Source organism: Ruegeria sp. CF4 (assembly GCF_056537345.1).
Window position 1 is genome coordinate 52,271 of record NZ_JBQFRJ010000014.1, and the last position, 24,653, is coordinate 76,923.

Genomic DNA, 24,653 nt, shown 5'->3' on the forward strand with positions numbered 1-24,653 from the left:
CGCGAAACAGGTTGACGGAAACTGGATTTCGAATCACAACAATGTAAATCAACTTTTGAAGGCGCTTTGAAAGCCATGAACTTAAAGCAGCTCTCGGAAATACTCGGCCTTTCACAGACAACGGTCAGCCGAGCGTTGAACGGGTACCCCGAAGTGAAAGAGGATACGCGCATCCGAGTTCAGGCCGCTGCCGACAGGCACGGCTACCGTCCAAATAGTCGTGCCAAAGGGCTGGCTACAGGGCGCTCGATGGTGATCGGCCATGTGATTCCCACCTCATCGCAGCATGAGATGGTAAATCCGATTTTTGGGGATTTTGTTGCCGGCGCGGCGCAGAAATACGCTGATAACAACTATGACATGATGTTCACCCATGCGCCTGATACATCGATCGAGGCCTCCTATCGCAGCCTTTTTAATCGCGGCGTGGTGGATGGCATTGTGCTGCAAGGCCCAAAGGTGAACGAACCGCGGATTTCGGTTCTGTCCCGGATGGGAGTGCCGTTTATCGTCCACGGTCGCTCGACCGGCGCAGAAGTTCCTTATGACTGGATCGACGTGAACAACCAGCGGTCCTTCGAGCGTGCGACGCGTTTTCTGATCGACCTCGGGCATCGTCGAATTGCACTCATCAACGGCTTGGAAGAGATGGATTTTGCCCAGCGCCGCCGAAACGGCTATATGGCGGCCTTGGCCGAAGCCGGGATCACCCCTGATCCGGAATTGCTGCGCAGCGCCGAAATGACCGAGATTTACGGGCACCAAACTGCTTGCGACATGCTGAAACTCCCGAACCCGCCCACGGCAATTCTGGCCTCGTCCATTATCTCTGCGGTGGGTATCCGGCGCGCACTGGAAGAGAACGGGTTGAAGATGGGCCGTGATATCTCAGTCATCGCCCATGATGATGAGTTGTCATACATGCGTAACGGGCAGGACGTACCGATTTTCACCGCGACGCGTTCATCCGTCCGACATGCCGGAGATCTGGCAGCAGAAATGTTGATCGAACGGATCAACGCACCCAATGACCCACCAAAAACGCGACTTCTAGAGGCTGAGCTGGTTGTTGGTAGCTCAACCGGGCCTGCGCTGCGAAGGGATTGATATGAAACATAAACGCATAGATTTTCCTCAGGATTTCCTATTTGGCGTGGCAACCTCAGCCTACCAGATCGAGGGGCATGCCCAAGGCGGTGCAGGCACAACTCACTGGGATAGTTTTGCCGCCACCCCAGGCAACGTTGCGCATGCGGAAAACGGGGGCGTGGCCTGTGATCACTATAACCGGTTCGAAGAAGATTTCGACCTGATCCGGGACGCAGGCTTCGACTGCTATCGGTTCTCGACCAGCTGGGCGCGGGTCCTGCCCGAGGGGCGCGGCCAGGTGAATCAAGAAGGGTTGGATTTCTATGACAGGTTGACAGATGCACTGCTGGAACGCGGCATCAAGCCATGCGCCACGCTTTATCATTGGGAGCTGCCTTCGCCGCTTGCCGATCTGGGCGGCTGGCGCAATCGCGATATTGCGGGCTGGTTTGCAGACTTTACGCAGGTCATCATGGGGCGCATCGGTGACCGGATGCACAGCGTCGCCCCGATCAATGAGCCATGGTGTGTGAGTTGGCTGAGCCATTTTGAAGGTCACCACGCCCCCGGGCTGCGTGACATCCGTGCCACCGCACGCGCGATGCATCACGTCCTATTGGCGCATGGTCATGCCATTCAAACCATGCGCGCCCTGGGCATGTCCAATCTGGGAGCGGTGTTCAATCTGGAATGGGCTGAACCCGCCGACGACAGCGCCGGGGCGCAAACGGCTGCCGCACTCTATGACGGCATCTACAATCGCTTCTTTCTGGGCGGTGTATTCAACAAAGCCTATCCCGAAAACGTTCTGGAGGGTCTCTCCCCTCATCTGCCCCAAGGCTGGCAGGACGATTTTGACACCATCGGCACGCCAGTCGACTGGTGCGGATTGAACTATTATACACGCAAACTGATTGCGCCTGCTGACACGCCATGGCCCTCTCTGCAAGAGGTGCCCGGCCCTCTACCCAAGACCCAGATGGGATGGGAGATCGATCCCGCCGCCCTCTCGCGCTTCCTGATCCGCACTGCAAAGGACCACACAGGCGACCTGCCGATCTATGTCACCGAAAACGGGATGGCGAGCCAGGATCGTCAGCAGGATCAGAACCGGATCGACTATCTGGATCGACACCTAGCCGAGGTTCGTAGGGCGCAGGAGCAAGGTGTCCCAGTCAAAGGGTATTTCGTATGGTCGCTGCTCGACAATTACGAATGGGCCCTGGGATATGAAAAGCGTTTCGGACTGGTCGATGTGGATTTCGAGACGCTGGAGCGGAGGCCCAAAGCCTCCTACCGCGCGCTGCAAAGCGCTCTATCCCGCAGTTAGGATAGCCGCCGACGCAGATGTCGGCGGCTATCAAATCACTCGATGAAAGTCCGTGCCAGACGGTCCCTGAGCGGTTGGGCCAGATAGCTGAGCGCCGTACGTTCACCAGTATTCACGAACAGATCCGCAGGCATCCCCGGCACCAGCTCCAGCGAGGCCACCTGTTCTGGTTGCGCCTCGTCCAGCTTGATCTGCGCCAGATAATAGGGCTGTCCTGTGCGGTCGTCCTCAAGACTGTCTGCCGAGATATCGGTGATCCTGCCGGTCGCTTCGGGCACCTCGCCCTGATCAAAGGCCGACAGACGCACGCGGGTCGACTGACCGACAAACAGCTTCTCGATATCAGCCGTATTCACACGGGCCTCAACGATCAGAGGCTGGTCGGCCGGGACAATGTCCAGAATGGACTCACCCGGACGCACAACACCCCCTGATGTAAACACCGTTAGGCCCACGACACGCCCGCTGACCGGGGCGGTGACCGCGACGCGTTTGCGACGCTCGGCAGCACCCACATATTGCGGCTCCAGCGTGGCCAACAACGCCTCAACTTGCGCCAGTTCGGTCGAGATTGCCTCGGCGCGCTGATTCTGCTGACCGGTACTGCCCAATTGCAATTCGCTGATCCGGTTGCGTGCCTGAGCTTCTTGCGTGGTCAAGGAGGCCTCGACACCGATCAGGCGCTCGACCTCGACCCGACGGCTGTTGACGCGGTTCGCGGCGACCAACCCTTTGTCCTGTAATGTCTCGAGATTGCCAAGCTCTTCGCGCGTGATGTCCATCTGGCGCGCATTGGCCTGACGCTGGGCCTGAAGCCCTGCGATCTGGTCCCGCAGGTTGGCGATCTGCTGATCCAGCAGATTCTTCTCGGCTGTCCGCGTACGAATTTCGGCATCGAACAGCAATTTCTGCGTCAGGAACGCATCTTGCCAGTCGCGACTGTTCATCTCGACCCGCATCATCTGATCGACATCTGCCCGTTCGAATCGGCCTTCGTCGCGGATTTGCGCAACCAAACGGGCGCGGCGCACCGTCAACTCGCCCAACTGGCTTTTGATAACGTCCAGGTTGACGTCCAGATCGGTGCTATCGAGTTCAACCAATGTCTGCCCGGCCTCAACCAGATCCCCATCGGCGACCAAAATCGTGCGCACGATACCGCCGTCCAGATGCTCGACCGTCTTGCGGTTACCTTCGACCACGAAAGACGCCGGAGCCACAACCGCTCCATCCAGTTTTGAGGCGGCGGCCCAGTAAACCGAACCTCCGACAAACCCGGCCACGATCAGCAGTCCCAGGATCACAAATCCCTTTATACCTGCACCGGGAAGCTTTTGCTCGGCCCGATTATAATCTTCCAGACGTAGAGGGCCCTGTTCGGGTGCGTTGTAAACTGTAGGGGTCATTGGATTGGTCCTTTCCGTACAGACGACTGCGTGTCACGAGTCGTAATCTGAGGACGTTCTTGTCGCGGCAGGTCGGTTTGCTGACGCGGGCGCAGAATCTCATCCTTGTCGCCAAAGCCGGTCTGAGTGCCCTTGCTGAGCGTAAGGACCTTGTTCACGGCTTCCAGCGTGCTGGGACGGTGGGTCATCACGAAGGTGATGGCTCCGCGTGCACTGGCGCCGCGAATGGCGTTACGCAGGGCAAGCTCACCTTGCGCGTCGAGGTCCGAGTTCGGCTCGTCCAGCACCAGAATGAATGGGTCACCATACAGCGCACGCGCCAGCGCGATACGCTGTCTCTGACCGCCCGACAGGTGGAAACCGTCACCCAGCAGCGTGTCATAGCCATCGGGCAGATTGCTGATCAGGCCATGAACATCGGCAGCGACGGCGGCTTCAAACACCTTGGCGTCATCGACCGAGGTTGAAAAACGCGCGATATTCTCGCGGATCGTACCATCGAACAATTGCACGTCTTGCGGCAGATACCCGATCAAGTGGCCCAGATCCTGCGGATCCCATTTCGCCATGGGCGTCCCATCCAACCGGATCGCCCCGCGCTGAGGGGTCCATATCCCCGCCAGCATCCGCGCCAATGTGCTCTTGCCCGAGCCGCTATGACCGATCACGGCCATCACGTCCCCCGCAGACAATGCAAACTCGATATCGCCGATGGTGGCATTGCGCGCCAGCGGTGGTCCGGCCTGAGAAATCACCGTGTTGATCGAGAACTGCGGATGCGGCAGAGCCAAACGCTTGGGCTGCGCGGGAAATGCCTCATCCAGAGCGCGCAGATTCTTGTAGGACCCGCGTGCCGCCAGAAAGCCGCGCCACTGGCCGATCAGCTGATCGATCGGGGCCAGCGCGCGGGCCAGAACGATGGTTGCAGCGATCATCACCCCAGCCGTGGCCTGCCCGGTGATGGCCAGCGCTGCGCCCAGTCCCAGCATGCCCGACTGAAGCGCCATGCGGATCGTCTTGGACAGAACCGAGAAACTGGCGATGCGGTCGGCCACGCGGGTTTTCAGCGCATGGGCATCCTGTTGCAGAGCTGTCCAGCGCCGGGCGAGATCACCATTCATCCCCATTGCTTGGACAAGCTCTGCATTTTGCTCACTTGCGGTGAACAAAGCGTCGGACCTGCTGCGCGCGCGGGATGCGTCCTGCATGACGCCGGCGGCGCGCGAATTGTTGATCAGGGCCAGAATTGTAAGGGTCAGCGCTCCAGAAAGGCCAAGCGCGCCCAGATAGGGGTGCAGCATGTAAAGCACCGCCAGATAGATCGGGATCCACGGCGCATCGAAAAACGCGATCAATGTGGGGCCCGAGATGAAATCACGTAGACCGGTGATATCTGCGGACGGATTGTCCGTGGCAGTGGATTTGCCCTGCAGACGGCGGCGGATCGAAGCCTGCAGCAGTGGTGCGCCGATCTTCAGCTCGAACCGCGCGCCCAGCCGGCTCAGGATGCGGACTCGCATCAGGTCCAGCAGGCCGGTGACGATGAACACGCCGCCTAACAGCAGGGTCAGGGCGATCAGGGTGTCCATGTTCTGGCTGGTCAGTACGCGGTCATAGACCTGCAGCATGTAAAGCGGACCGGCGAGCATAAGAAGGTTAAGGACAAGGCTGAAAAAGCCGATTGCGAAAAAGCCGCCTCGCAACGAGGCCCAGGCTGTTTTGACGGATGATTTTTTCTGAAACATGACGGTGATCTCTTTTCAGGGTGAAAGGGTGGCGACCTACGCCGCCACCCCGTTGGGTCAGTGATCAGACGACAAAGTCATCGTCAGTCAGATCCGAGGCGTTGACGCCAACCAGACGCACCGAGTTGTCGGACGAGAAGGACAGAACCGCATCTTCTCCGTCTTGTTCGATGTTCAGATTGTCGCGGAAATCCGGACCGAAATCGGTGAAGTCCAGACGGTCGATGCCGGTCTCGTATTCTTCGACCACATCGTGGCCGAACTCACCTTCGAAGATCAGGATGTCTTCTCCGGCGCCACCGATCAGGACGTCATTGCCACCCTCACCGTTCAGGATGTCGTCACCGGCCTGACCGCGCAGGACGTTGTCGCCCGAGTTGCCAGACAAGATGTCGTCGCCACCGTTCGGGCTGTTCACGTTGTTCGAGCCGCTGATGTTTTCGAACCCGAAGACCTGATCCAGCGTGACCCCATCGGGCGCGTTGACGCTGGCGACACCGTTGCCGTCTTCGTCAAGGTCCAGAACAACGCCCGGCCCAGCGGTGAACAGCGCGGTGTCAATGCCTTCGCCGCCGATGATGATATCGGCCCCACCGAACGAGTGGATGGCATCGTTGCCCCCAGCACCGTCGAGCACGTTGAACTCGTTGTTGCCAAGGATCAGGTCATCGCCTTCCGACCCGATCACGTTTTCGAAGTCGTCAACCTCGGCCACGATCTCGCCGAACTGGATGATGGCCCCGTCCTGCGGACCTACGTCGCCGTCTACCAGAGGGCTGGGTACCGGGCCACTGAGGTCCAGATCGATTGCCACACCGTCGAAGCCCGACAGGTCGATCGTGTCGCTGTCACCCGAGCCGACAACCCGTTCGATCGAGCTGAGGATGTCCGTTTCGATCTGGTTGTCGATGACGTCCAGCCCGACAACACCCGAGCCACCTGTGGCGTCCACGTCGAGGGTTGCACCGGCATCCACCAGCGTATCCTGAACCACCGGACCGTTTTGGCCAGCAGGTGCATTGTGCAGGTGGATCGCCGAAACAACACCCGGGATCGGGGTTTGCAGATCGGCTTCGTTCAGGCCAGTGACGCTCAACTCACTGGAATAGCTCACCTCGCCGGTGTGCAGGTTCTGCACAACAACTGCCGTGGCAAAACCGGTGGCTTCGCTATCCGACAGCGGCCCGGGCTCCTGCGCGGCGTCCAGCGGACCGCTCAGCTTGATGGTACGGATACCGTCCACGGTTTCGTCGCTATCAACCAGCAACTGGCCACGGATTTCACCAGCCGGGAAATCGGAGGTGTGGATGTTGTAGTACAGGTTGTTTGCCGCAGCCTGTTCCACAAACGCGGCACCGTCCGCAATGGCCGACCCGAACTGACCGGGCGCGGTCACGGCCTGATTGACAACACTCACGTTGAAGCCGGTGTCGCGCACGGCGGTTCCGTTGCCGTTGGCATCAAGGCTGACTTTGACGGACACATCCAGATCCGAGAAATCGGCTGTGTCAAAGCCTTCACCACCTTCGATGAAGTCGTTTCCAAGGCCGCCGACGATCACGTTGTTACCCTGACCGGCGATCAGAACGTCATCCCCTGCTCCTCCGTCGACGACACCGTTGATCCGACCGAAGTCTACAACGATGTCGTCTCCGGCACCCAGTAACACGTTACCATTTACTACACCTTCGTCATCGTTAACGAATGTCACTGAGCCTGCCTCGGTCGCGTCAATCGCGTTGACCTGACCCGAGATTTCACCTTCGTTGATGATGGCACCCAGAATGTTCAGACCACCATCGATGCGGATACCTGCAGCTGCGTCGCTGTCTTCCGATCCTGCGATCAGGCCTTCGTTCTGAACCAGACCGGCAAAGCTTGCATCTTCGACATTGCTGAACAGACGCAAACCATCGCCGACCTGATTGCCTTCGGTTGCGTCGCCGCGACCTTTGAAAGTGCCTTCGTTGAAGATCGCCGCCGAAACCACGTCTCCGTCCACATCACCGGTTTGCAGCGCCACGGCTGAGCCGTTATTGCCAAAACCCGCATCCACCAGACCGGTGTTGGTGAAGGTATAGTTGTCAGCGGTGGCATCGGCGTAGACAGTACCGTTGCGCTGATCGCTCGTACCGAGGATGTCGTTTTCGTTGCGAACTTCCAGACCGTTACCGTCGATATTCAGCGCCCGGCTGTCCGAAGTCACAATGCCGGTGTTCAGGAACAGGCCACCGGTGTGATCGCCGGTCCCGAAGTAAACGCCGTTCTGCACACCTGCGATCAAGCCCGAGTTGGTCAGCGTACCTTTGAAGTTCACGTTATTGACGACACGCACGCCGGCAACGGTTCCATTGTCCCCTTCCGACAGGATCGTGCCCGTGTTGGTGATGGTGGCATCGGTTGTTCCGGTATTGCCGACATTGCCGATCCGCACACCGTCACCGGCCAGACCGACATTGGCAGCGGCGTTGCCACGGCCGATGATGATACCATCGTTTTCCAGCGTGAATGTGTTGACGCCATCTTCGGCCCCGCCGATCTCAGCCCCAAAGCCCGAGCCCTGGTTGTGCTCACCGGCGTCAATCACGCCATTGGCCAGGTTGCGAACCGAGAAATCATCCGCGGTGCCATCGGCATAGACCGTACCGTTCCGTTGATCGTCAGTGCCCAGAATGACGCCACCGTTGACCAGATCCACGCCAGTGCCGTCGATGTTGACCGCGCGGCTGCCGGACTGGATGGTGCCGAAGTTCAGAACGTCCAAATCATGCTCGGCATTGCCGATATAAAGACCATTCCGCGCACCTTCGATCACACCGGTCGAGGTGTTCACGATGCGGCCTTCGGCCGCTGCGCCGTCGGCGATGCGGATACCACCTGCAGTGCCCTGATTGCTTTCAGAAGAGATCAGGCCGCTATTGACGATATCGGTTTCCGAGATCGTGCCCTCGGCACCGTTGTTGATGCGGATACCGTCCCCTGCGCCCGGGGTGTTAGACGCCTCTTGGCCACGGCCCTGAATGGTCGCACCAAAGCCGTTGAACAGGGTGTTCGATACCCGGTCGCCAACTTCGTCACCCACCTGCAACGAAATACCGGCGCCAAAGTTGCCTTCGCCTGCGTCGATCGTACCACCGGTAAAGTTGCTGATGCTGACATCTTCGGCGGTCGAGTTTGTATAGATTGTGCCGTTGCGCTGATCACCTGTACCGATGATGTCGCCAAAGTTGCGAACGCTGACGCCTTCGCCCTGAATATCAACCGCGCGGCTGTCGGATGAGATCACTCCGCCCCGGAAGTTGTCCAGACGGCCCGAGCTGCCCGCACCCGCGAACTGCACGCCGTTAAATTCGCCCGCGATCTCACCAAAGTTGCGGATATCAGCGCTGCCCGAAACCTGAATACCCGTGGCCAGCACCTCGGGGCCCGAGTTTGCCTCGATGCTACCGGTGCGGAAGTTGAACACCTGTGCATTCTCACCTTCAACAGCCACTGCAGCAGCGGCATTGTTGGTGGTGATCTGGCCGAAATTCAGAAGACGCGCAAAATCGTTGTCCAGCAGAAACGCCGGAGTGTTGTCGACGACAGTAGATTGAAAAAACCCGTTGGTCAGTGTTTGGCCGTCGCGGGCGGTTTCCTGGGCCAGTGACGAGGTCGTCAGCAATCTGGCGCGCAGGCTTGCGAGAAAGTCGGAAAGCATTGGGAATCTCCATGCATGAGTACAAATCGGACGGACATCGAACCAAGGCCGTCTGCCCGCTGTCTCATCAGTTGCGAGTCACCCTGAGCTTTTGAAATTCTTCCTTTGAATGAGGTGCATAACCTGCGCGAATAGTCACATAAGTCGCGAGGTCTGTAGGAATTTACTTGTTAAATTTCTGATGGTTGTATGATAGTCGCCGATCATTCGACATTATTCAGTGCCATGATTTCACGAATATGTAGGGCCATGTGATGGCGGTTTGTGACGATTGGCTGATGTGATCAGGGGTGGCTGGCAGCGCCAGGAACTAAGACTCGTGCCTCAGTTGTCAGATGGAACCGGCTTTTTAACCAGATTCGCATTCCGCGATGCTACCGTTCCCTGAGGCGGGTCCAGATGGATCCGTTTGCCCATCATCTCGACGATTTCCGGGTTGGGGTATTGCGGCCGGGTCAATGCACCCAGTTCACGCATATTGCCCTTGTCGTCGAAGGGCAGAAAAGTCAGGCCGAATCCATCGCGTTTAAACTGCTCGGCGGCTATTGCGTTGACCATCGTGCAGGCGTCGCTTTGCGCCACATAGCGGCACACGGTTTCGAACCGGGCGGTCGTGACGTCGATGCCGGTTTCCTCAGCGACTGTTTCCGAAGGTTCAGGCAGATCCTGCTCAAGATCATAGCCGAACGAAATCGGAAACCGGATCAGTTGATCAGCAGGCACTTCATGCGCCCAGATACTGGACTTGCGGCCAAGCGGATGGCCCTTGCGCAAGCCGAGATACAGCGGCTCAAGCCAGAGCGAGGTAAAATCCATCGGGCGGGTCGAGCCACGATAGATCTGATCAAAGCTCTTGCGTGCAATAAAGGCCATATCGACCGATCGATCCTCGACCATCTTGGCCAGGGCGACGGGATATTCCTCGACAATGATGATCTTGCGATCCGGGACGGCTTGGGCGAACAGCTGGCGGAAGTAACGCGACAGGTAGGCGGCCAGGGTCGGTGTCATTCCCAAACGGATTGCGGGCAATTCAGTCGTCTGGTGCCGTCGCGCCAGATCGCCGATGCCATCCACGATCTCAATGACCTGCTTGGCATGAGTAAGCAATTCCTGACCGAACCCGGTCAGAAGGACACCATCCTTGCCACGTTCGAAGATCGCAACGCCCAGCTCTGCCTCAAGCTTTTTGATCTGGTTTGACAGCGCCGGCTGGCTGACCGCCACCGCCTGTGAGGCGCGCGTAAAGTTCCGATGCTCGGCCACGGCAATGACGTATTGAAGATCGCGCAGGTTCATAACTCATGTCTCAAATCAATTCAGCGTCCACGGACCAGGGATCAGCGATACGTACCGGCGGGACGACGCAACAAACCTGCCTTACGCCAAGTGCACGAGGCAACCTTCTTTCCCTCAGGTCTCGACTTCGTGAGAGATTGTGTATTGCTATGAACTGAGACGGAGATGCCTACGGCAAGGTCAGCAGAGGTGCCTCGCGTTCCACCAGGATATCCTGCGTGCCTTTGGATGAGGATAGCTTAACCGTCAGCCGCCGGGCCTCTGTGAACCGCTCAAAATAGGCAAACCGGATGGTTGTAATCGCCGTCATTTCCTCGCATTGCAGCAAATAGTCGGCATGGAATTCATTGTGCTGCGCTGCACCATTTTCCGACGCCTCCTCTTGACCGAACGCATCACCCACCAGCGCCACATTTGCCGAGGCCGTCATGCAGCTCGCCTCAGGCGAAAGCTCGAACAGGTTAAGGGGTTGTGACAGGTCCGAAATCGCATCTGCGACACGCGCCCGATCCTCTTCATTCTCGGCGGGGCGTTCAAACCCAACAATATCATTGCCGGGAACCTGCAGTGTCAAAGCAATCTCAGTTTCCGATATCGTCATTTCCAAGCGCCCGACGCCATGCGCGTGCGCATTTGACGACTGAGCTTCTTGGGCCATCAACGCGACGGGAAGGAGAAACAGAAAAACAACCACGCACTTCATAACAATCACCATCTAAAATATTTAGCACATTTTAGTCGATTTGTACTGCCACGCAATAATGACGCCAGTTCCCTGCCCTCCCCATTTATGGCGGGGCAATTATGGCGAAATATCCGACAATAAAACTCAGGTTGACATTGTTGACTAATTCTATCAAGAAATAACCCACCCACCCGCCAGGGCACGGGACTACCAACCGATTTTTCAGAGAGACCAAGCCCCATGACCAAACCATTCGCCGCGACCAGCGCCCTGACCTTGTGCATCGCAAGCGCTGCTCTGGCCGAAGCGCCGTCCAAAGCAGATGTTCTGAGCACTTATGCCAACATCGCCGAAGCAAAATACGAAGACAGCCTGATCGCGGCAAAGACATTGCAAACAGCGGTGAACGCACTGATCGCCGACCCGTCAGACGCCACCCTGAACGCTGCCCGTGCCGCCTGGATCGCGGCACGCGTGCCGTATCAGCAGACCGAGGTTTATCGCTTTGGCAATGCCATCGTCGATGACTGGGAAGGCAAGGTGAATGCATGGCCACTGGACGAAGGTCTGATCGACTACGTCGACGCCTCTTACGGTGGTTCCAGCGATGAGAACGAATTCTCGGTGCTGAACGTCATCGCCAACCCCAGCTTCGATCTGTCAGGCGAGACCATTGATGCCAGCCAGATTACGCCCGAATTGCTGTCCGACACGCTACACGAAGCCGACGGGATCGAGGCAAATGTCGCCACCGGCTATCACGCAATCGAATTCCTGCTATGGGGCCAGGACCTGAACGGCCACGACGCTGGCGCGGGCAATCGCCCTTACTCAGATTATGTTCAGGGCGATAACTGCACCAACGGCAATTGCGACCGCCGCGCTCAGTACCTGAGCGCTGCCACAGACCTGCTAATCAGCGATCTGGAATGGATGACCGCCCAGTGGGCCGAAGGTGGAGATGCTCGTGCTGCCCTGACCACGGATGAAACCGCAGGCGTCAGTGCGATCCTGACCGGTATGGGCTCGCTATCATACGGAGAACAGGCAGGCGAACGGATGCGTCTCGGTCTGATGCTGAACGACCCTGAAGAAGAGCATGATTGTTTTGCCGATAACACTCATAACAGCCACTACTACGATGGACTGGGCATCCAGAACGTCTATCTTGGTAGCTATACCCGTATCGACGGAACTCCGGTCTCGGGCGCGTCGTTGTCGGATCTGGTGACAGCAGCCGATCCGGCGCTGGACATGGAGATGAAAACCAAGCTGGCAAATACCATGCAGGCTCTGGGCCGCATCAAAACGGCCGCCGAAGCTGGCTTTGCCTATGACCAAATGCTCGAACGCGGCAACGCAGGCGGAGAAGCGCTGATCATGGGTGGTGTCGACGGACTGGTTGATCAGACCAAGACCATCGAACGCATCGTGACTACGTTGGAACTGAACCAGATCGAGTTCGAAGGCTCCGACAGTCTGGATAACCCGAAGGCAGTCTTTCACTAGGCCCCCTGACCGGGCGCGTTTCATACGCGCCCGGTTCTGCCAATCACGAAGATTTGGGCCTTATCGCTGGACGCCAATCAAATAACCAACTATTTAACTAAGATATCTATGAGCAGGCTGAGTCGCCATGATTGTATGTCACTGCACTAATATCACAGACCACGATATCCGCGCCGCAATCGACTGGATGCGGACAGCAGACCCGCAGACCATCATTACCCCGGGCAAGATCTATCATGCCCTTGGAAAATCAGCGGATTGTGGCGGGTGCATGCCTCTTTTCCTAGACACAATGCGCGCAGACGATAATCTGAAAGTCCCCATGCAGCTCCGTACATTACGGTCCGGAGCATCACAGGAGAAAGCACATGAAAGGCGATCCCAAGGTCATCGAATATCTCAACAAATCTCTGCGGCATGAACTGACTGCGGTCAGCCAGTACTGGTTGCACTACCGCCTGCAGGAGGATTGGGGTCTTGGCCACATGGCCAAGAAAAGTCGTGAGGAATCCATCGAAGAGATGGGCCACGCCGACAAGCTGATTGAACGCATCATCTTTCTGGAAGGTCATCCCAACCTGCAGAAACTGGACCCTCTGCGTATCGGGCAGACCCCGAAAGAAACGCTGGAGTGTGATCTGGCCGCCGAACATGACGCACGGACGCTTTATGTCGAAGCGCGCGAATATTGCCGCGAGGCCGGGGATTACGTGTCCATGGGCCTGTTTGAAGAACTGATCAGCGACGAGGAAGGGCATATCGACTTCCTCGAAACGCAACTCGACCTGTATGAAAGGATTGGCGAAGCCAATTATGCGCAACTCAACGCATCCAAGATGGACGAAGGCGAGTAAGCTTGCCCTGATATCGGTGGCCATGTTCGTGGCCACCCCCTCCCTTTCCGCTGACACCACGACGTCTCAGCTGAAGGATCACCACCTGAACACCCTGCCCAGAACCGCAGAAGAAACTGCGCGGATCAAAGCCGCGACCGCAGCGCCCGAGGATTTCAGCGTGCCCCAGCGGTTCGAAGAGCTGCCCGCCGGGGCCGCCACAGTTCGCGTGCGCACAGATGCGGATGCGTTCTCTCAACCTTCGGCCAATATCAGTTTTGAGCAAGAGCTGAACTTCAAGGTCGGCAACGGTCTGTTCAAAAAAGTCTGGGTCTCCGCGCCTTCCTCGACCCTCGCCTCGGATGGCTTGGGTCCCTTGTATAACGCACGGTCCTGTCAGCGTTGCCATATCAAGGACGGGCGTGGGCATACGCCGAACGGGTCCGACGACAACACCGTGTCAATGTTCCTACGGGTTTCGATCCCGGGCACGCCAGAAGACGCCCCCGCCGAGATCGCCGATTATATCGCCACCCTGCCCGAACCGAACTATGGCGGGCAGATGCAGGATTTCGCACTGGCCGGGCATCCGGCGGAGTATCGGCTGGACATCACTTACGAAGAAATCGAGGTGGCGTTGTCGGATGGTGAGACTGCCTCGCTTCGCAAACCGACTTACGCTGCCGCTGATCTGGGTTATGGCCCCTTGCACCCCGAGGCGATGCTCAGCCCTCGGGTCGCCCCGCAGATGATCGGATTGGGGCTGCTCGAAGCGATCCCGGTCGAGGACCTGCTGGCCAATGCCGATCCCGAGGATGCAAACGGCGATGGTATCTCGGGACGCCCCAACATCATCTGGTCGGCCGAATTTGACGCCCCCATGATGGGCCGTTTTGGCCATAAGGCCGGGATGCCCACGGTTATGGAGCAATCGGCGGCTGCATTTGCCGGGGATATCGGCATCTCAAGCCCTCTGTTCCCCGCGCCTCATGGCGATTGCACAACTGCGCAGATTAATTGCGTCGATGCTCCGCATGGGGATGGCGACGCACGTGCGTATGAGATCGATCAAGTTGGTATGGATCTCGTCGCCTTCTACAGCCGCAATCTGGGTGTCCCTGGTCGGCGCGATATCGATGATCCTCAGGTTCTGCGCGGGAAAGAAGTCTTTCATATCTCAGGCTGTGCGTCATGCCATACGCCCGCGTATGTCACACATCGGATGCCCGACCGACCCGAGCACAGCTTTCAACTGATCTGGCCCTATACCGACCTGCTGCTGCACGACATGGGCGAAGGTCTGGCCGACAATCGCCCCGAGGCACGCGCCACGGGTCAGGAATGGCGCACACCGCCTTTGTGGGGCATAGGCCTGACTGAGCGTGTTTCAGGCCATACCCAATTTCTGCATGACGGGCGCGCAAGGTCATTGATCGAAGCGATCCTGTGGCACGGGGGCGAGGCGCAGGCTGCCCGCGATACCGTGGTTTCAATGCCCAAGCCCGACCGCGACGCCTTGATCCGTTTTCTGGAAAGTCTCTGATATGCGCACCCTCGCTCTTATCAGTGTCCTGCTGCCATTCGCGGTTTACGCGCAAGGCCGCGCCCCAATCCTTATCGACGTGACTGAAAATCACATCCTGCCGCGCTTCGCCGATTTGTCCGAAGCGACCGGGGGGCTGTCACACGCGGCACAGGCAGATTGCACTCCCGGTTCTGCCGAACTACGCACCGCCTTTAACGCCGCTTTCGACGCCTGGGTTTCCGCAAGTCACCTGCGCTTTGGTCCAACCGAGGTCGACGACCGCGCCTTTGCTTTAGCCTTCTGGCCGGACACCAAGGGGTTCACCCCAAAGGCCCTTTCCGGATTGATCGCTGCCGAGGACGCAACCATCAACGACCCCGAAGCCTTTGCCGAGACCTCGATCGCCGGGCGGGGATTCTTCGCGCTGGAACGGATGCTTTATGACCCGGCTATGGGGGAACAGGGCAGTGCTGCGTATCGCTGTGCGTTGATCCGGGCCATCGCCACCGATATCGACCGCAATGCTGGTGCGATCAACACTGATTGGCAGGGCTACGCCCCGCATCTGACACAACCGGGCGGAAACAGCCCCTATCGCTCGGGCGATGAAGCCATGCAGGAGCTGTTCAAAGCTCTGAGCGTCGGGCTGCAGTTCACCTCGGATACGCGCCTTGGTCGCCCGCTTGGCACCTTTGACCGCCCCCGCCCCAACCGGGCCGAGGCACGCCGGTCCGAACGCTCGTTGCGTCATGTGGAGCTCTCTCTGGTCGCCCTGCGTGATCTGGCTGCGCGACTGTCCTTTGACCACCCCGAAATCGCCAGCGATCTGGACGCTGCGTTTTCCAGGGCCATTGACCGGGCACAAGCGCTGGACGACCCGGCATTTGCCGGAGTCGCCGATCCGCAGGGCCGACTCCGCGTCGAGGCGCTCAAACAGTCGATTGACGATATCCGCGCCATCACCGCGACCGAACTTGGCCCAACGCTTGGCATCAACGCCGGTTTCAACTCATTGGACGGAGACTGAGCCATGGCCACGCGCCGCACCTTTCTGGCCGGGCTTGGCGCCTCCAGCCTAGCGCCCATGCGTAGCTGGGCCGCTGTCGGCGCCCCTGAGTTTCTTGCCGCGGGGCTATTTCCGAATGGATCATATCGGCTGGCTGGTTTGGATGGTCAGGGGGCAATCCTGTTTTCCGTGCCTCTGCCCGCACGCGGACATGCCGCCGCTGCCCATCCGTTCAAAGCTCAAGCCGTCGCGTTTGCCCGTCGCCCCGGCACCTTCGCCCTTGTGATCGATTGCACGACTGGAGCGCTGATCAAAAAACTTGAAGCTCCGACAGGGCGCCATTTCTACGGTCACGGCACATTCTCAGCAGATGGTAGCCGGTTCTATACCACCGAGAATAACTATGACGCGGCAGAAGGCGTGATCGGCGTCTGGGATGCCAACAGCTTTGCCCGGCTGGGTGAGTTCCCTTCTGGCGGCACAGGCCCCCATGACATGCGCCTGATGCCGGATGGAGAGGTTTTGGCAATTGCCAATGGCGGGATCGAGACCCACCCGGATACAGGCCGCAGCAAGCTGAACCTGCCCATGATGCGACCCAACCTCACCTATACCGATCTGTCGGGTGCGATACTGGAGCAGGTGGCGTTGCCGCAGACCCTGTATAAGAACTCGATCCGCCACTTGGCGGTACGTGCCGACGGGCTTGTCGGGTTCGCAATGCAATGGCAAGGCAGCCTGACACGGCACCCTCCGCTGTTGGGGCTCCACCGCCGTGGCGAGACACCGCGTCTGATCTCCGCACCCGGGGCCCTGCAAAGCGCATTGCAAGGCTACGCTGGCAGCATCGCCTTTTCTGCGGATGGGCAGACGGTTGCCATCACTTGCCCGCGTGGCAACACGTTGCATCGCTTCGACGTCAGCAGCGGCGCGCTGACGGGTACACATATGCTGGAAGATGTCTGCGGCCTCAGCACCGGCACCGAAGGGTTGGTCTTCTCAACCGGCACAGGATCGTTCGGGCGTCTGCACGAAACCGTCTCGATCACGGCAAACCCGGATTGCCAATGGGACAATCACTTGGTCCGTATCAGCTCATTCAGGTGAGTAGTGCATTAACGCGATAAACCCGCAGACGTCAGGCCGTTGCAGGATCAGGCGTACCGCCACGGTTGGCTCGTCTGAACAGAGGACGCCCCGCGACAGATAGAAACAGGATAGATAAAACGACGCCGATCAGCGCAGGCACATAGAGTAGAAACCAGAGCTGAGGATTGCCGATCACGACTGGCGCAACAAAACCTCGCACCCCTTCAAGCAGCACGAGGATTGTGAAGGCTCCGAAAATCTGCGGCCAGAGACCAAAGCGCGAGAAGCTGCCCAGCATCAGCGCCGAATACCCCACCAGCGCAACGGCTATGCATATGGCCACCCAAGAAAACCGCTGATGCAGTTCTTCGACCAGCTGGCCCACGGAATGTTCGTCTGATTTGGCGACGGCTTCGATATCCTGCAGCAATTCAATTGTCGGAATCGCCTCGCGGCTGCGCAGACTGCTATCGGTATTTCTGGTCAGCTCCGAGATGTCATAGGTAGCATCCTGAAACAGGGTCGATGACAGCGTGTTGCCCTGTTGATCATATCTGAGCGCCACGCCATCGAGCATCACCAGATGGATACCTGTGCTTTGATTAACCAGATAGGCCGTGGTGCTGGAATAACTCACCGGATTGGCCTCGTCCCGACGATCCGAGACGAAGACCTCGTGCAGGGTGCCGTCCAGTTCGATATCCCCGATATAGACGGTCACACCTTTCGCGGGGTGCAGAAACTCACCTTCGTTCAGCAGTTGCGCGGTCACGTCGCCCGCGACTTCAGCCTGCCGCTGTTCCAACTGCTCGACCGAGGCCGGCCGCAGAAACACGCTGATCACAGCCATCATGAGCCCCGCGCAGAAGCCAAACATCAAAACCGCCCGCGCCAACCGCCATGGGCTGGAGCCGGTGGCCAGCATGACCGTCATCTCGCTCTCGCGGCTCAGACGATTGGTTGCGTAGACAGCCGCAGCAAACACGGCCATCGGCATCACCGTCCGGATCAGCGTCGGCAGGGTCAGGGCCGTGAATTCCAGAAACACCAGCGCCGATTGGCCGCCGCTGATCACACGATCAAACAGGCTGACCGAGCGGGTGATCCAGAAGACTCCTACAAGCACCAATGTGAAAAAGCCAAACAGCACCAGCAATTGCCGCAGGAAATACCCATCAAAACGCGACATGCGACCTCTTGTATCTTGGCGGTTGGCGTTGCGGCGAACCTTATGCCATTCGGCGCGCAGAGGAAACCGTGATTACATCCGATCAGCGGCAGGGATCAGAATGCGATGATACCAGAGCCAGCGCAGAAGGCGCAGCGCACGCTGGGCATCGAGGACGCCCGACCAACGGGCAGCGATATCCACTGCGGTCGCCGAGCCATCCAGTCGCTTTAGCAGTGGGCCGAGGGATACGCCTTCCAGATTTGCAACCGGCCGTGGGAGGTTCGGGTGAGTGACGACAACACCAAGCTCGATACGAGAGGCGGTCTGTACGCCGGACGTGATCAGCTTTGCCTGCGGGGACAGGGTCAAGATCTGATCGTCGCGTAACATCTCGGGGTTCGGGTCCGACTGGGGCGGCTTTAACCAGTCCAGCGGTTGCGCGCGCTCAGCCCAGAAAGGCGCGGGATCGATAGTGTTTTGCCGGGCATAGAAATCAGCAGATAGCGCGGCGTGGGCCTGCACCCGTTCGATCTGGCGGTCAGCATAGAAGGACAAGGCCAGTTCGCCGTACGGAGGCGTCTCCAGAACCGTATTTACCACTGCCGCGGCTTGCACCGCCTGCCCCATCGCAAGTTGCACCCCCTGCGACGACAGAGCGTCGACCGAAAAGCTGGCCTCTCCAACCCTTAGCAGGTCGCGCGTCGGAGGCGTTGCCTCAACCCGGCTGATTGCATCGGCCCGCCGCACCGGTCCGATCCGGCGCTGTTCCAGACAGGGCGATAGCAGCGTCGATTGTGCCAGCAGATTCAGATACAGGTCGCGCCGATCTGCAGGCGACAGCCCGTTGCAGGTATCGGGATCAACAAAGACCATCGCATTGACCAGCCCGCCGGGCAAAAGAGCCCCCCAATACCAGTGTGAAGACCCAGCCTCAATCCGCGCTTGTGGACCGAAGCCCGGCGACACCTGCCAATAGGCATAGAGCGCCAATAATGGCCGCGAGGCATTGCGAAACCGGCGACTCAACCCGGCTTGCCGTCCTGCGGCGTCCAGAAGAATCTGCGCCCGGATCTGAAAGGTACCCGCGTCGGTGCGGACCGGCACTTCCCAGCCAGAGCGCCCTCGCACCGGGCGGTATGCACGGGCAGGCTGAACGATCTGAACACCCGCCGCCTGCGCAGCACGTAACAGCACAGCGTCGAACTGGCCCCGATCTACAAGAAGGCCGGGGTAATCACCATCGACGACCCGACGCTCGAACGTCCCGGCCCAATGCAAGACCGAACCGTTGGCGCGCAGAAACCCGGCCTGCGTAACGGCTTCTTCGACCCCCAGCAGGTTCAGGATCGGCCAGATCGAGGGGGGCAGAGACTCGCCAACATGCTGACGCGGGAAAGGTTGTCGCTCGATCAGGCAAACGCGGCGACCCAGCTGAGCCAGCCTTAGTGCAGCAGCGCTACCTGCCGGGCCGCCACCGATCACGCAGATTTCGGTCTCTATCACCATCTGATCAGGCAGAGGCCGCCCGCGCGGGTGTGCCGAAATAGTCTGGTCTCATCTCGGACAGGCGGGCATATGCCTGCAGGCAATAATGTAGCCAACCCCGAATGTAATCGCAGGCGGGGCGCCCGCGATGGATGACCTCGTGATGACAGCCGCCGCCGCACAGATAGCGCGCCCAGCAGGTGTTGCAGGGGGACTGAGTGTGTACGTGTCGATCTGCCAGCCAGTTTTCCCGCCGCAAGTCAGGGCCGTCGTAGACGTCGCCCATCGCCCCGGCCTCGTCTTCGACAAAACGGTGGCAGGCGAACAGACCGCCATCGGCAGACACGCCAAAGTAGCCACCGCCCGCGCCGCAGGCATAGGGGCGGTGCGTGCCGCGATGGATTTCCTGCATCGCCGCCGCCATGTTCGAGAATGGATAGCGCCGTCCCTGGATCACCGCCGCCTCAAACACCTCACCACAGCGGATCATCTGGGTCAGCATTTCGTCCAGATCGTTCCGGTCCAGCTCATGCTGGCCATTGGGCGACGCCAGCATTGGCGAGAAGCCGATGGAATGGAAGCCCATACCAACGAAGCGTTCAAGTGTTTCGGGCAGATTCATATTCTGCGGTGTCACCGTGACCCGTGCGCCGACCTGCATGCGACGTTGCGCGGCCAGCAGCGGCTCAACCCGCTTCAAAATCGTATCGAAGCTGCCCCGCCCACCACGATTGGGACGCAGCTTGTCATGAACCTTGCCCACGCCATCCAGACTGATCGTGACGGCAAATCCATGTGCTTCAAAAAACGCCGCATCCTCGGGGCGCAGCAAGGTGCCATTGGTGGTGATCGAGAAGCCAACACTCAGCCCATCTGCCTGCGCCTGCTCCACCGCATATTCCGTAGTACGCTGCACCAGATCGCGGTTGATAAGGGGCTCGCCGCCCAGATAGGCGAGGTTGATCCGCACGCCGGGTTCGGCTTCGGCCACCAGCCGGTCGACCGAGGCTTTCGCGACTTCCCAATCCATATTCCGCGCGGGGCCGCCAAACTCTCCGCCCGCCGCATAGCAATAGGTGCAGGCCAGATTGCATTTCTGCGCCACGGCCAGCGACAGCGACCGCACCGGCATGCCCTGAGGTGGCGTGTCGTCGATGAACGGCGCACCATCCAGACCCATTGCACTAAGGAAAGCGCTCTGGCCAGTCTTGTCCATCGCCGCGAACCGGCCCGCCGTTCCCGCCGGCACATCGAATACGCGCGAGCCATCGACGGCCAGCATGTGATCCCCATGCCCGCTGTCAAAAAAATGCACCTGCGCGGCGGGTGAGATCACGCCTTGCCCTCCGTCCAGAACGGAATGCCGATCCCTTTGGCGGCCAGTGCTTCGCCCTCGACCCGGAACAGCTTCATGTCGTCGCGCACTTGCTGGATATAGGTCTGAGACTCTTCCAGCTTCCCTTCGGCTTCAAGCGTATATGCCTTGGCAAGCCCGTCCTTGACCTTGGCGTACAGATCCAGTGCCGTTTTGGCCTCTGCTTCGGTTCCGACCTCGATCTGGCGCAGATAGGCCGGTGTGCCCTCGCCTGTGTCATACTTGGCCAGAACATCCTTCATCTGACTGAAGCGCAGAAAATGCTCATCTCCGTCCGTATCGATCCGCACCGCCAGCGCATAAAGACGACGTTCAGGGAACAAGTCCTCTTGCTCCAACGTTGCCACACATTGCGCATAAGCGCGGTCGATAAAGCCGCCGGGACGCTCAATCTCGATGAAATCCGCAAGCGCCTCGGCGGTCAAAGGCCGCAGCGCGCGGGGCTGCGTCTTACCTTTACCCGCTGGCAGGGTTTCAGACGGGGTCAAGATCGGTTCATAGCCCTCAGGCTCAAGCTCCCACAGCAATTGGTTCGCCCAGCGCATATGGGTCATCTCGCCAATCGCGACCTCCAGAACCGAACGGCGGGCAAAGATCAAGTCATCCTTCAACGTCGGCCATTTCTTGGTGTCCGCCGTCTCAGGGTCGGCCAGCGAGAAATAGGCATAGAGATATTGCAGGCTCAGCGTCATCTCCATCGCAGCCAGACGGGTCTTGAGGTCTTTGATCATCTCCTCAGGTGAGTCATAGGGCTCAACACCCGGTAACTCAGGATCAACCTCATAAACTTCGCCCGTTTCGCGGCCTTCGACCACGATGGGCAACTCGCTCCACATCTGGTTCACCTGATAGTGGTCGATCTGATAGGGGCGGTTCTGTTCCACTGTATTCAGCGCGGCGACATTGCCGGACGGAGACTTATCCGAGCGCAGCCAATCTAGATATGTCTCGGCCTCAATCGGGTTCTTCGACTGGCCCGAGGGCAGCTGATCGTCGTGCGCCACCTCAGCCATCACCACATCGGGGTGGTTTGAGGGCCAGTAGTGGCAGCCGCAATCGCGGAAATCATGGGACCACGGGTTGCACAGGCTCTGCGTCAGTTCACCGGGATCATAGGCTTCATTGAACGCGCCCGCCTCGGTCCGGTACTGGCGGCGAAAACCGTGCAGGACAACCTGCTCCGCATCCACTTCACCTTCGTGATCACGGCGCTCCAACGCGATGCTAACCGGTTTGTCATCACCGTGTTCCAGACTGCGGATGAACCGCCAGATCATCAGCCCGTCATAGGGCTTACCATCTTCGTCCTTGAAAGTAATACGCTTGCCGCTTTGTTCGACCCAGGACAGGAACCAGCGCCCCTGGCTAAGCTCTGCGCCGATGTCGCCGCTATAAGCCTCGAGCAAGGTCTGCACCCAGTCTTCGGGGCTGTTGTCGGGCAGCATTGGGTCATAGAAGTAATCGACGAAGACCAGATGGAAGCCCTGCGAGTTCTTCGGCGCCTCAGGCACGGGGTTTAGCGGCACGCGCACCGCGTTGAACACCAGACCGGGAAAGAAGCGACGGTCGAGGTTGCGCACGTCCATTTCCAGACCGGGAAAGCAATTGCCCACCGATCCGTCCAGTCGCGTGTTGTCGGGGTTGCCCGGCACCTTATAGGCTACACGGGCGGTCAGATTGCGGGGTTTGACGCGGATTTGGCCGGGTTGATCAGACATTCTGAGCCTCCGATTCCTGTGCAACCAGATAGTCGATGAACGAGATCACCAGATGATATTGTCTGCGCGACAGAGACAGCGGGTAGTAATTGGAATCGCGCATGTAGGGCGGCATCCGAGCGTCGTGCATCGAGTCGCGGATGATGCGCGGATCGCGGAAATCTGGGTTCGGGGCCTGATCCGGGTTCGGGTCGGTCTCAAGCTCGGTCAGGATGCCATAGGGCGGGCGCAGCAGCGTTTTCACGAAATCCGGGCGGCGTCGCAGGAAATCCAGCAGGTTGGCCTCTTCAATCAACTGTTCATGCACGAATTTTGTGGCCACCGTATAGGGCAGCCGGTCATTGGGTACTGAATTTGAAAAGACCGAGATCGGCTGCGGCCGGATCAGCTCGTCGATCTTGTCGGGCGGCCTCGCGTCCTCTTCCGTCATGGATTTCGCATCGGTTGACGGCAGGCCCGGCGTCACGGGTATCCCGGTCTTGGCCTGCAGCTTGGCATTATCCTTCAGACCCTGCGCCCGGATATCGTCGAGGTTGATCAGGCTGTTGGTCTCAAACGCGCGGCGGAAGATGTCGACCACTTCGGCCTTGGCCTGTCGGTAATTGTCTTTGGTCACCGAGATCAGCGACAGATCGCGGTCGGCCAGATCATCCTCAAGGCTGTAGAAAGGACGCGCATCGGGCGCAAAATCGGGCGGACCGGTCATGATCTGCGCCCGCGCGGTCAGACGTTCGCCGCGCACGGCCAAAGTCGCCTCTATCACGCCATCGCTGGTGTCATCAGCCACGCCCCAGGATTGGTCATTGCCGACGCGCGCGCCATCATAGCTGTCATGCGGCTCGGGATCGTCCGAGGTGCCGGACATCATGATCCATTTCGACCATGGCGTGTCGGGGTTCAGAATACGGTTCTGTTCGGGCACGATTTCGTGGATGCGCCCATATTCCGATTTAGGCGGGTCGTTCTGGTACCCCGGCACCGCCAGCGTCGCCGGGCCATAGGCCGCATCCGGCGGGCCATAGACCTCACCCTTAGGGGGCATGAACCGCAGGCGCAGGATGCTGCGGTCGATGAACTCTCCTTCAACCGGTTCATCCTGACCGTGAACCGGATGCATCACACGGATCGAGCCCAGAGGGATCGGGTTGTGTTCATACACCATCGGTTGCTGCTCAGAGGTATACGGGCTGAAAGCCAGCAGCGGTTTCGGGGTGAAATCCTGCCCCGCAATCTCGACCCGCGCGCGAAACCCGCAAGCCGCATCGCCGGTCCGGCGCTCGGCCTTCGTGTTCCCGACGGTGACGGAATATCGCACGTTCTGCAGCGACAGGCCCTGATCGTCGAGTAGGTCCAGCGTCACCGGTGTCTCATATTCCTCTCCCGTTTCGGCGTCATGCATCTTCGCCCATAGTTCGAAGAACGGAGCGACCGGACGCAGCGCACCGCCTTCGTCGCGAAAGCGGATCGTATCGGGATCGGGCAGGTAGGCAGTTACACTGCCATCTTCGACTTCGCGCAGGGTTATGTTCGACCGGATGACCGTCTTGTTGTTGCCATGGGCATCCATGTCCTGCTGCCATTCATAGCTTTCCAGCGGTGTCTCACCCGGCCCCAAACGGGCAACCGCAATGGGTGGCAGAAAGAAAATCTCCTGAATCGTATCCATGCTGGGCCCTCCCCGTTTGGCC

General features: G+C 59.2%; 18 protein-coding genes. 8 read left to right on the plus strand and 10 right to left on the minus strand.

Annotated features, from left to right (window positions below):
• The first annotated feature begins 75 nt into the window (after window positions 1-75).
• Window positions 76-1,107: a LacI family DNA-binding transcriptional regulator gene (locus tag ACR0NF_RS20105; protein WP_480470634.1), complete on the plus strand. Its 1,032-nt coding sequence runs from the start codon at window positions 76-78 to the stop codon at window positions 1,105-1,107.
• A 1-nt stretch (window position 1,108) separates the two neighbouring features.
• Complete coding sequence (locus tag ACR0NF_RS20110; RefSeq protein ID WP_480470635.1) at window positions 1,109-2,419, plus strand: GH1 family beta-glucosidase; 1,311 nt, start codon at window positions 1,109-1,111, stop codon at window positions 2,417-2,419.
• Window positions 2,420-2,454: 35 nt separating this feature from the next.
• Here the strand turns inward: ACR0NF_RS20110 and ACR0NF_RS20115 are convergent, their stop codons facing one another.
• From ACR0NF_RS20115 to ACR0NF_RS20135, 5 genes are all read right to left on the minus strand, one after another.
• Window positions 2,455-3,825 carry an HlyD family type I secretion periplasmic adaptor subunit gene (locus ACR0NF_RS20115; RefSeq protein WP_480778841.1) on the minus strand — a complete coding sequence of 457 codons (1,371 nt, stop codon included), beginning with the start codon at window positions 3,823-3,825 and terminating at the stop codon, window positions 2,455-2,457.
• Window positions 3,822-5,570 (minus strand): type I secretion system permease/ATPase, encoded by a 1,749-nt coding sequence (locus tag ACR0NF_RS20120; RefSeq protein ID WP_480668108.1) that lies wholly within the window; start codon window positions 5,568-5,570, stop codon window positions 3,822-3,824. Before ACR0NF_RS20120 ends, ACR0NF_RS20115 begins: the two co-directional genes overlap by 4 nt.
• A gap of 64 nt (window positions 5,571-5,634) precedes the next feature.
• Window positions 5,635-9,270, minus strand: a complete 3,636-nt coding sequence (locus ACR0NF_RS20125) for a CHRD domain-containing protein (protein ID WP_480778842.1) — start codon at window positions 9,268-9,270, stop codon at window positions 5,635-5,637.
• A gap of 324 nt (window positions 9,271-9,594) precedes the next feature.
• Entirely contained in the window at window positions 9,595-10,569 is a 975-nt protein-coding gene (locus tag ACR0NF_RS20130) for a LysR family transcriptional regulator (protein WP_480470639.1), read from the minus strand.
• A gap of 169 nt (window positions 10,570-10,738) precedes the next feature.
• Window positions 10,739-11,284, minus strand: a complete 546-nt coding sequence (locus ACR0NF_RS20135; RefSeq protein ID WP_480470640.1) for a ZrgA family zinc uptake protein — start codon at window positions 11,282-11,284, stop codon at window positions 10,739-10,741.
• A 210-nt stretch (window positions 11,285-11,494) separates the two neighbouring features.
• Between ACR0NF_RS20135 and ACR0NF_RS20140 the strand changes: the two genes are divergently transcribed.
• From ACR0NF_RS20140 to ACR0NF_RS20165, 6 genes are all read left to right on the plus strand, one after another.
• Entirely contained in the window at window positions 11,495-12,763 is a 1,269-nt protein-coding gene (locus ACR0NF_RS20140; RefSeq protein WP_480470641.1) for an imelysin family protein, read from the plus strand.
• 127 nt (window positions 12,764-12,890) lie between these two features.
• Entirely contained in the window at window positions 12,891-13,184 is a 294-nt protein-coding gene (locus tag ACR0NF_RS20145) for a (2Fe-2S)-binding protein (RefSeq protein ID WP_480470642.1), read from the plus strand.
• Window positions 13,132-13,617, plus strand: coding sequence for a bacterioferritin (gene bfr / locus ACR0NF_RS20150; RefSeq protein ID WP_480470643.1), 486 nt, complete (start codon window positions 13,132-13,134; stop codon window positions 13,615-13,617). Before ACR0NF_RS20145 ends, bfr begins: the two co-directional genes overlap by 53 nt.
• Before the next feature lie 22 nt (window positions 13,618-13,639).
• On the plus strand, window positions 13,640-15,139 hold the full coding sequence (locus ACR0NF_RS20155; protein ID WP_480778843.1) for a di-heme oxidoreductase family protein: 1,500 nt from the start codon (window positions 13,640-13,642) through the stop codon (window positions 15,137-15,139).
• A gap of 1 nt (window position 15,140) precedes the next feature.
• Window positions 15,141-16,148 carry an imelysin family protein gene (locus ACR0NF_RS20160; RefSeq protein ID WP_480778844.1) on the plus strand — a complete coding sequence of 336 codons (1,008 nt, stop codon included), beginning with the start codon at window positions 15,141-15,143 and terminating at the stop codon, window positions 16,146-16,148.
• Window positions 16,149-16,151: 3 nt separating this feature from the next.
• A complete protein-coding gene (locus tag ACR0NF_RS20165) occupies window positions 16,152-17,234 on the plus strand; it encodes a DUF1513 domain-containing protein (RefSeq protein ID WP_480778845.1) in 1,083 nt (360 codons plus the stop codon).
• A gap of 31 nt (window positions 17,235-17,265) precedes the next feature.
• Here ACR0NF_RS20165 and lptF read toward each other — a convergent pair whose 3' ends face one another.
• The 5 genes from lptF to ACR0NF_RS20190 all read right to left on the minus strand — a co-directional run bounded on the left by lptF (window position 17,266) and on the right by ACR0NF_RS20190 (window position 24,631).
• Window positions 17,266-18,405: an LPS export ABC transporter permease LptF gene (gene lptF / locus ACR0NF_RS20170; protein ID WP_480470647.1), complete on the minus strand. Its 1,140-nt coding sequence runs from the start codon at window positions 18,403-18,405 to the stop codon at window positions 17,266-17,268.
• A gap of 72 nt (window positions 18,406-18,477) precedes the next feature.
• The gene (qhpG, locus tag ACR0NF_RS20175) at window positions 18,478-19,893 is read right to left on the minus strand and encodes a flavin-dependent monooxygenase QhpG (protein ID WP_480778846.1); all 1,416 of its coding nucleotides are present in this window, start codon (window positions 19,891-19,893) and stop codon (window positions 18,478-18,480) included.
• Between the two features lie 4 nt (window positions 19,894-19,897).
• On the minus strand, window positions 19,898-21,208 hold the full coding sequence (locus tag ACR0NF_RS20180; RefSeq protein ID WP_480470649.1) for a radical SAM protein: 1,311 nt from the start codon (window positions 21,206-21,208) through the stop codon (window positions 19,898-19,900).
• On the minus strand, window positions 21,205-22,965 hold the full coding sequence (locus ACR0NF_RS20185) for a ferritin-like domain-containing protein (protein WP_480470650.1): 1,761 nt from the start codon (window positions 22,963-22,965) through the stop codon (window positions 21,205-21,207). Before ACR0NF_RS20185 ends, ACR0NF_RS20180 begins: the two co-directional genes overlap by 4 nt.
• On the minus strand, window positions 22,958-24,631 hold the full coding sequence (locus tag ACR0NF_RS20190; RefSeq protein ID WP_480778847.1) for a hypothetical protein: 1,674 nt from the start codon (window positions 24,629-24,631) through the stop codon (window positions 22,958-22,960). Before ACR0NF_RS20190 ends, ACR0NF_RS20185 begins: the two co-directional genes overlap by 8 nt.
• Window positions 24,632-24,653 lie beyond the last annotated feature (22 nt).

Bases quoted from the DNA above. Each gene is read 5' to 3' on its own strand.
- ACR0NF_RS20160 (WP_480778844.1), top strand. From the start codon at position 15,141: ATGCGCACCCTCGCTCTTATCAGTGTCCTGCTGCCATTCGCGGTTTAC.
- ACR0NF_RS20125 (WP_480778842.1), bottom strand. From the start codon at position 9,270: ATGCTTTCCGACTTTCTCGCAAGCCTGCGCGCCAGATTGCTGACGACC.
- lptF (WP_480470647.1), bottom strand. From the start codon at position 18,405: ATGTCGCGTTTTGATGGGTATTTCCTGCGGCAATTGCTGGTGCTGTTT.
- ACR0NF_RS20135 (WP_480470640.1), bottom strand. From the start codon at position 11,284: ATGGTGATTGTTATGAAGTGCGTGGTTGTTTTTCTGTTTCTCCTTCCC.
- ACR0NF_RS20110 (WP_480470635.1), top strand. From the start codon at position 1,109: ATGAAACATAAACGCATAGATTTTCCTCAGGATTTCCTATTTGGCGTG.
- ACR0NF_RS20190 (WP_480778847.1), bottom strand. From the start codon at position 24,631: ATGGATACGATTCAGGAGATTTTCTTTCTGCCACCCATTGCGGTTGCC.
- ACR0NF_RS20130 (WP_480470639.1), bottom strand. From the start codon at position 10,569: ATGAACCTGCGCGATCTTCAATACGTCATTGCCGTGGCCGAGCATCGG.
- ACR0NF_RS20165 (WP_480778845.1), top strand. From the start codon at position 16,152: ATGGCCACGCGCCGCACCTTTCTGGCCGGGCTTGGCGCCTCCAGCCTA.
- ACR0NF_RS20185 (WP_480470650.1), bottom strand. From the start codon at position 22,965: ATGTCTGATCAACCCGGCCAAATCCGCGTCAAACCCCGCAATCTGACC.
- ACR0NF_RS20120 (WP_480668108.1), bottom strand. From the start codon at position 5,570: ATGTTTCAGAAAAAATCATCCGTCAAAACAGCCTGGGCCTCGTTGCGA.
- ACR0NF_RS20145 (WP_480470642.1), top strand. From the start codon at position 12,891: ATGATTGTATGTCACTGCACTAATATCACAGACCACGATATCCGCGCC.
- ACR0NF_RS20115 (WP_480778841.1), bottom strand. From the start codon at position 3,825: ATGACCCCTACAGTTTACAACGCACCCGAACAGGGCCCTCTACGTCTG.
- ACR0NF_RS20155 (WP_480778843.1), top strand. From the start codon at position 13,640: ATGTTCGTGGCCACCCCCTCCCTTTCCGCTGACACCACGACGTCTCAG.
- ACR0NF_RS20105 (WP_480470634.1), top strand. From the start codon at position 76: ATGAACTTAAAGCAGCTCTCGGAAATACTCGGCCTTTCACAGACAACG.
- bfr (WP_480470643.1), top strand. From the start codon at position 13,132: ATGAAAGGCGATCCCAAGGTCATCGAATATCTCAACAAATCTCTGCGG.
- qhpG (WP_480778846.1), bottom strand. From the start codon at position 19,893: ATGGTGATAGAGACCGAAATCTGCGTGATCGGTGGCGGCCCGGCAGGT.
- ACR0NF_RS20140 (WP_480470641.1), top strand. From the start codon at position 11,495: ATGACCAAACCATTCGCCGCGACCAGCGCCCTGACCTTGTGCATCGCA.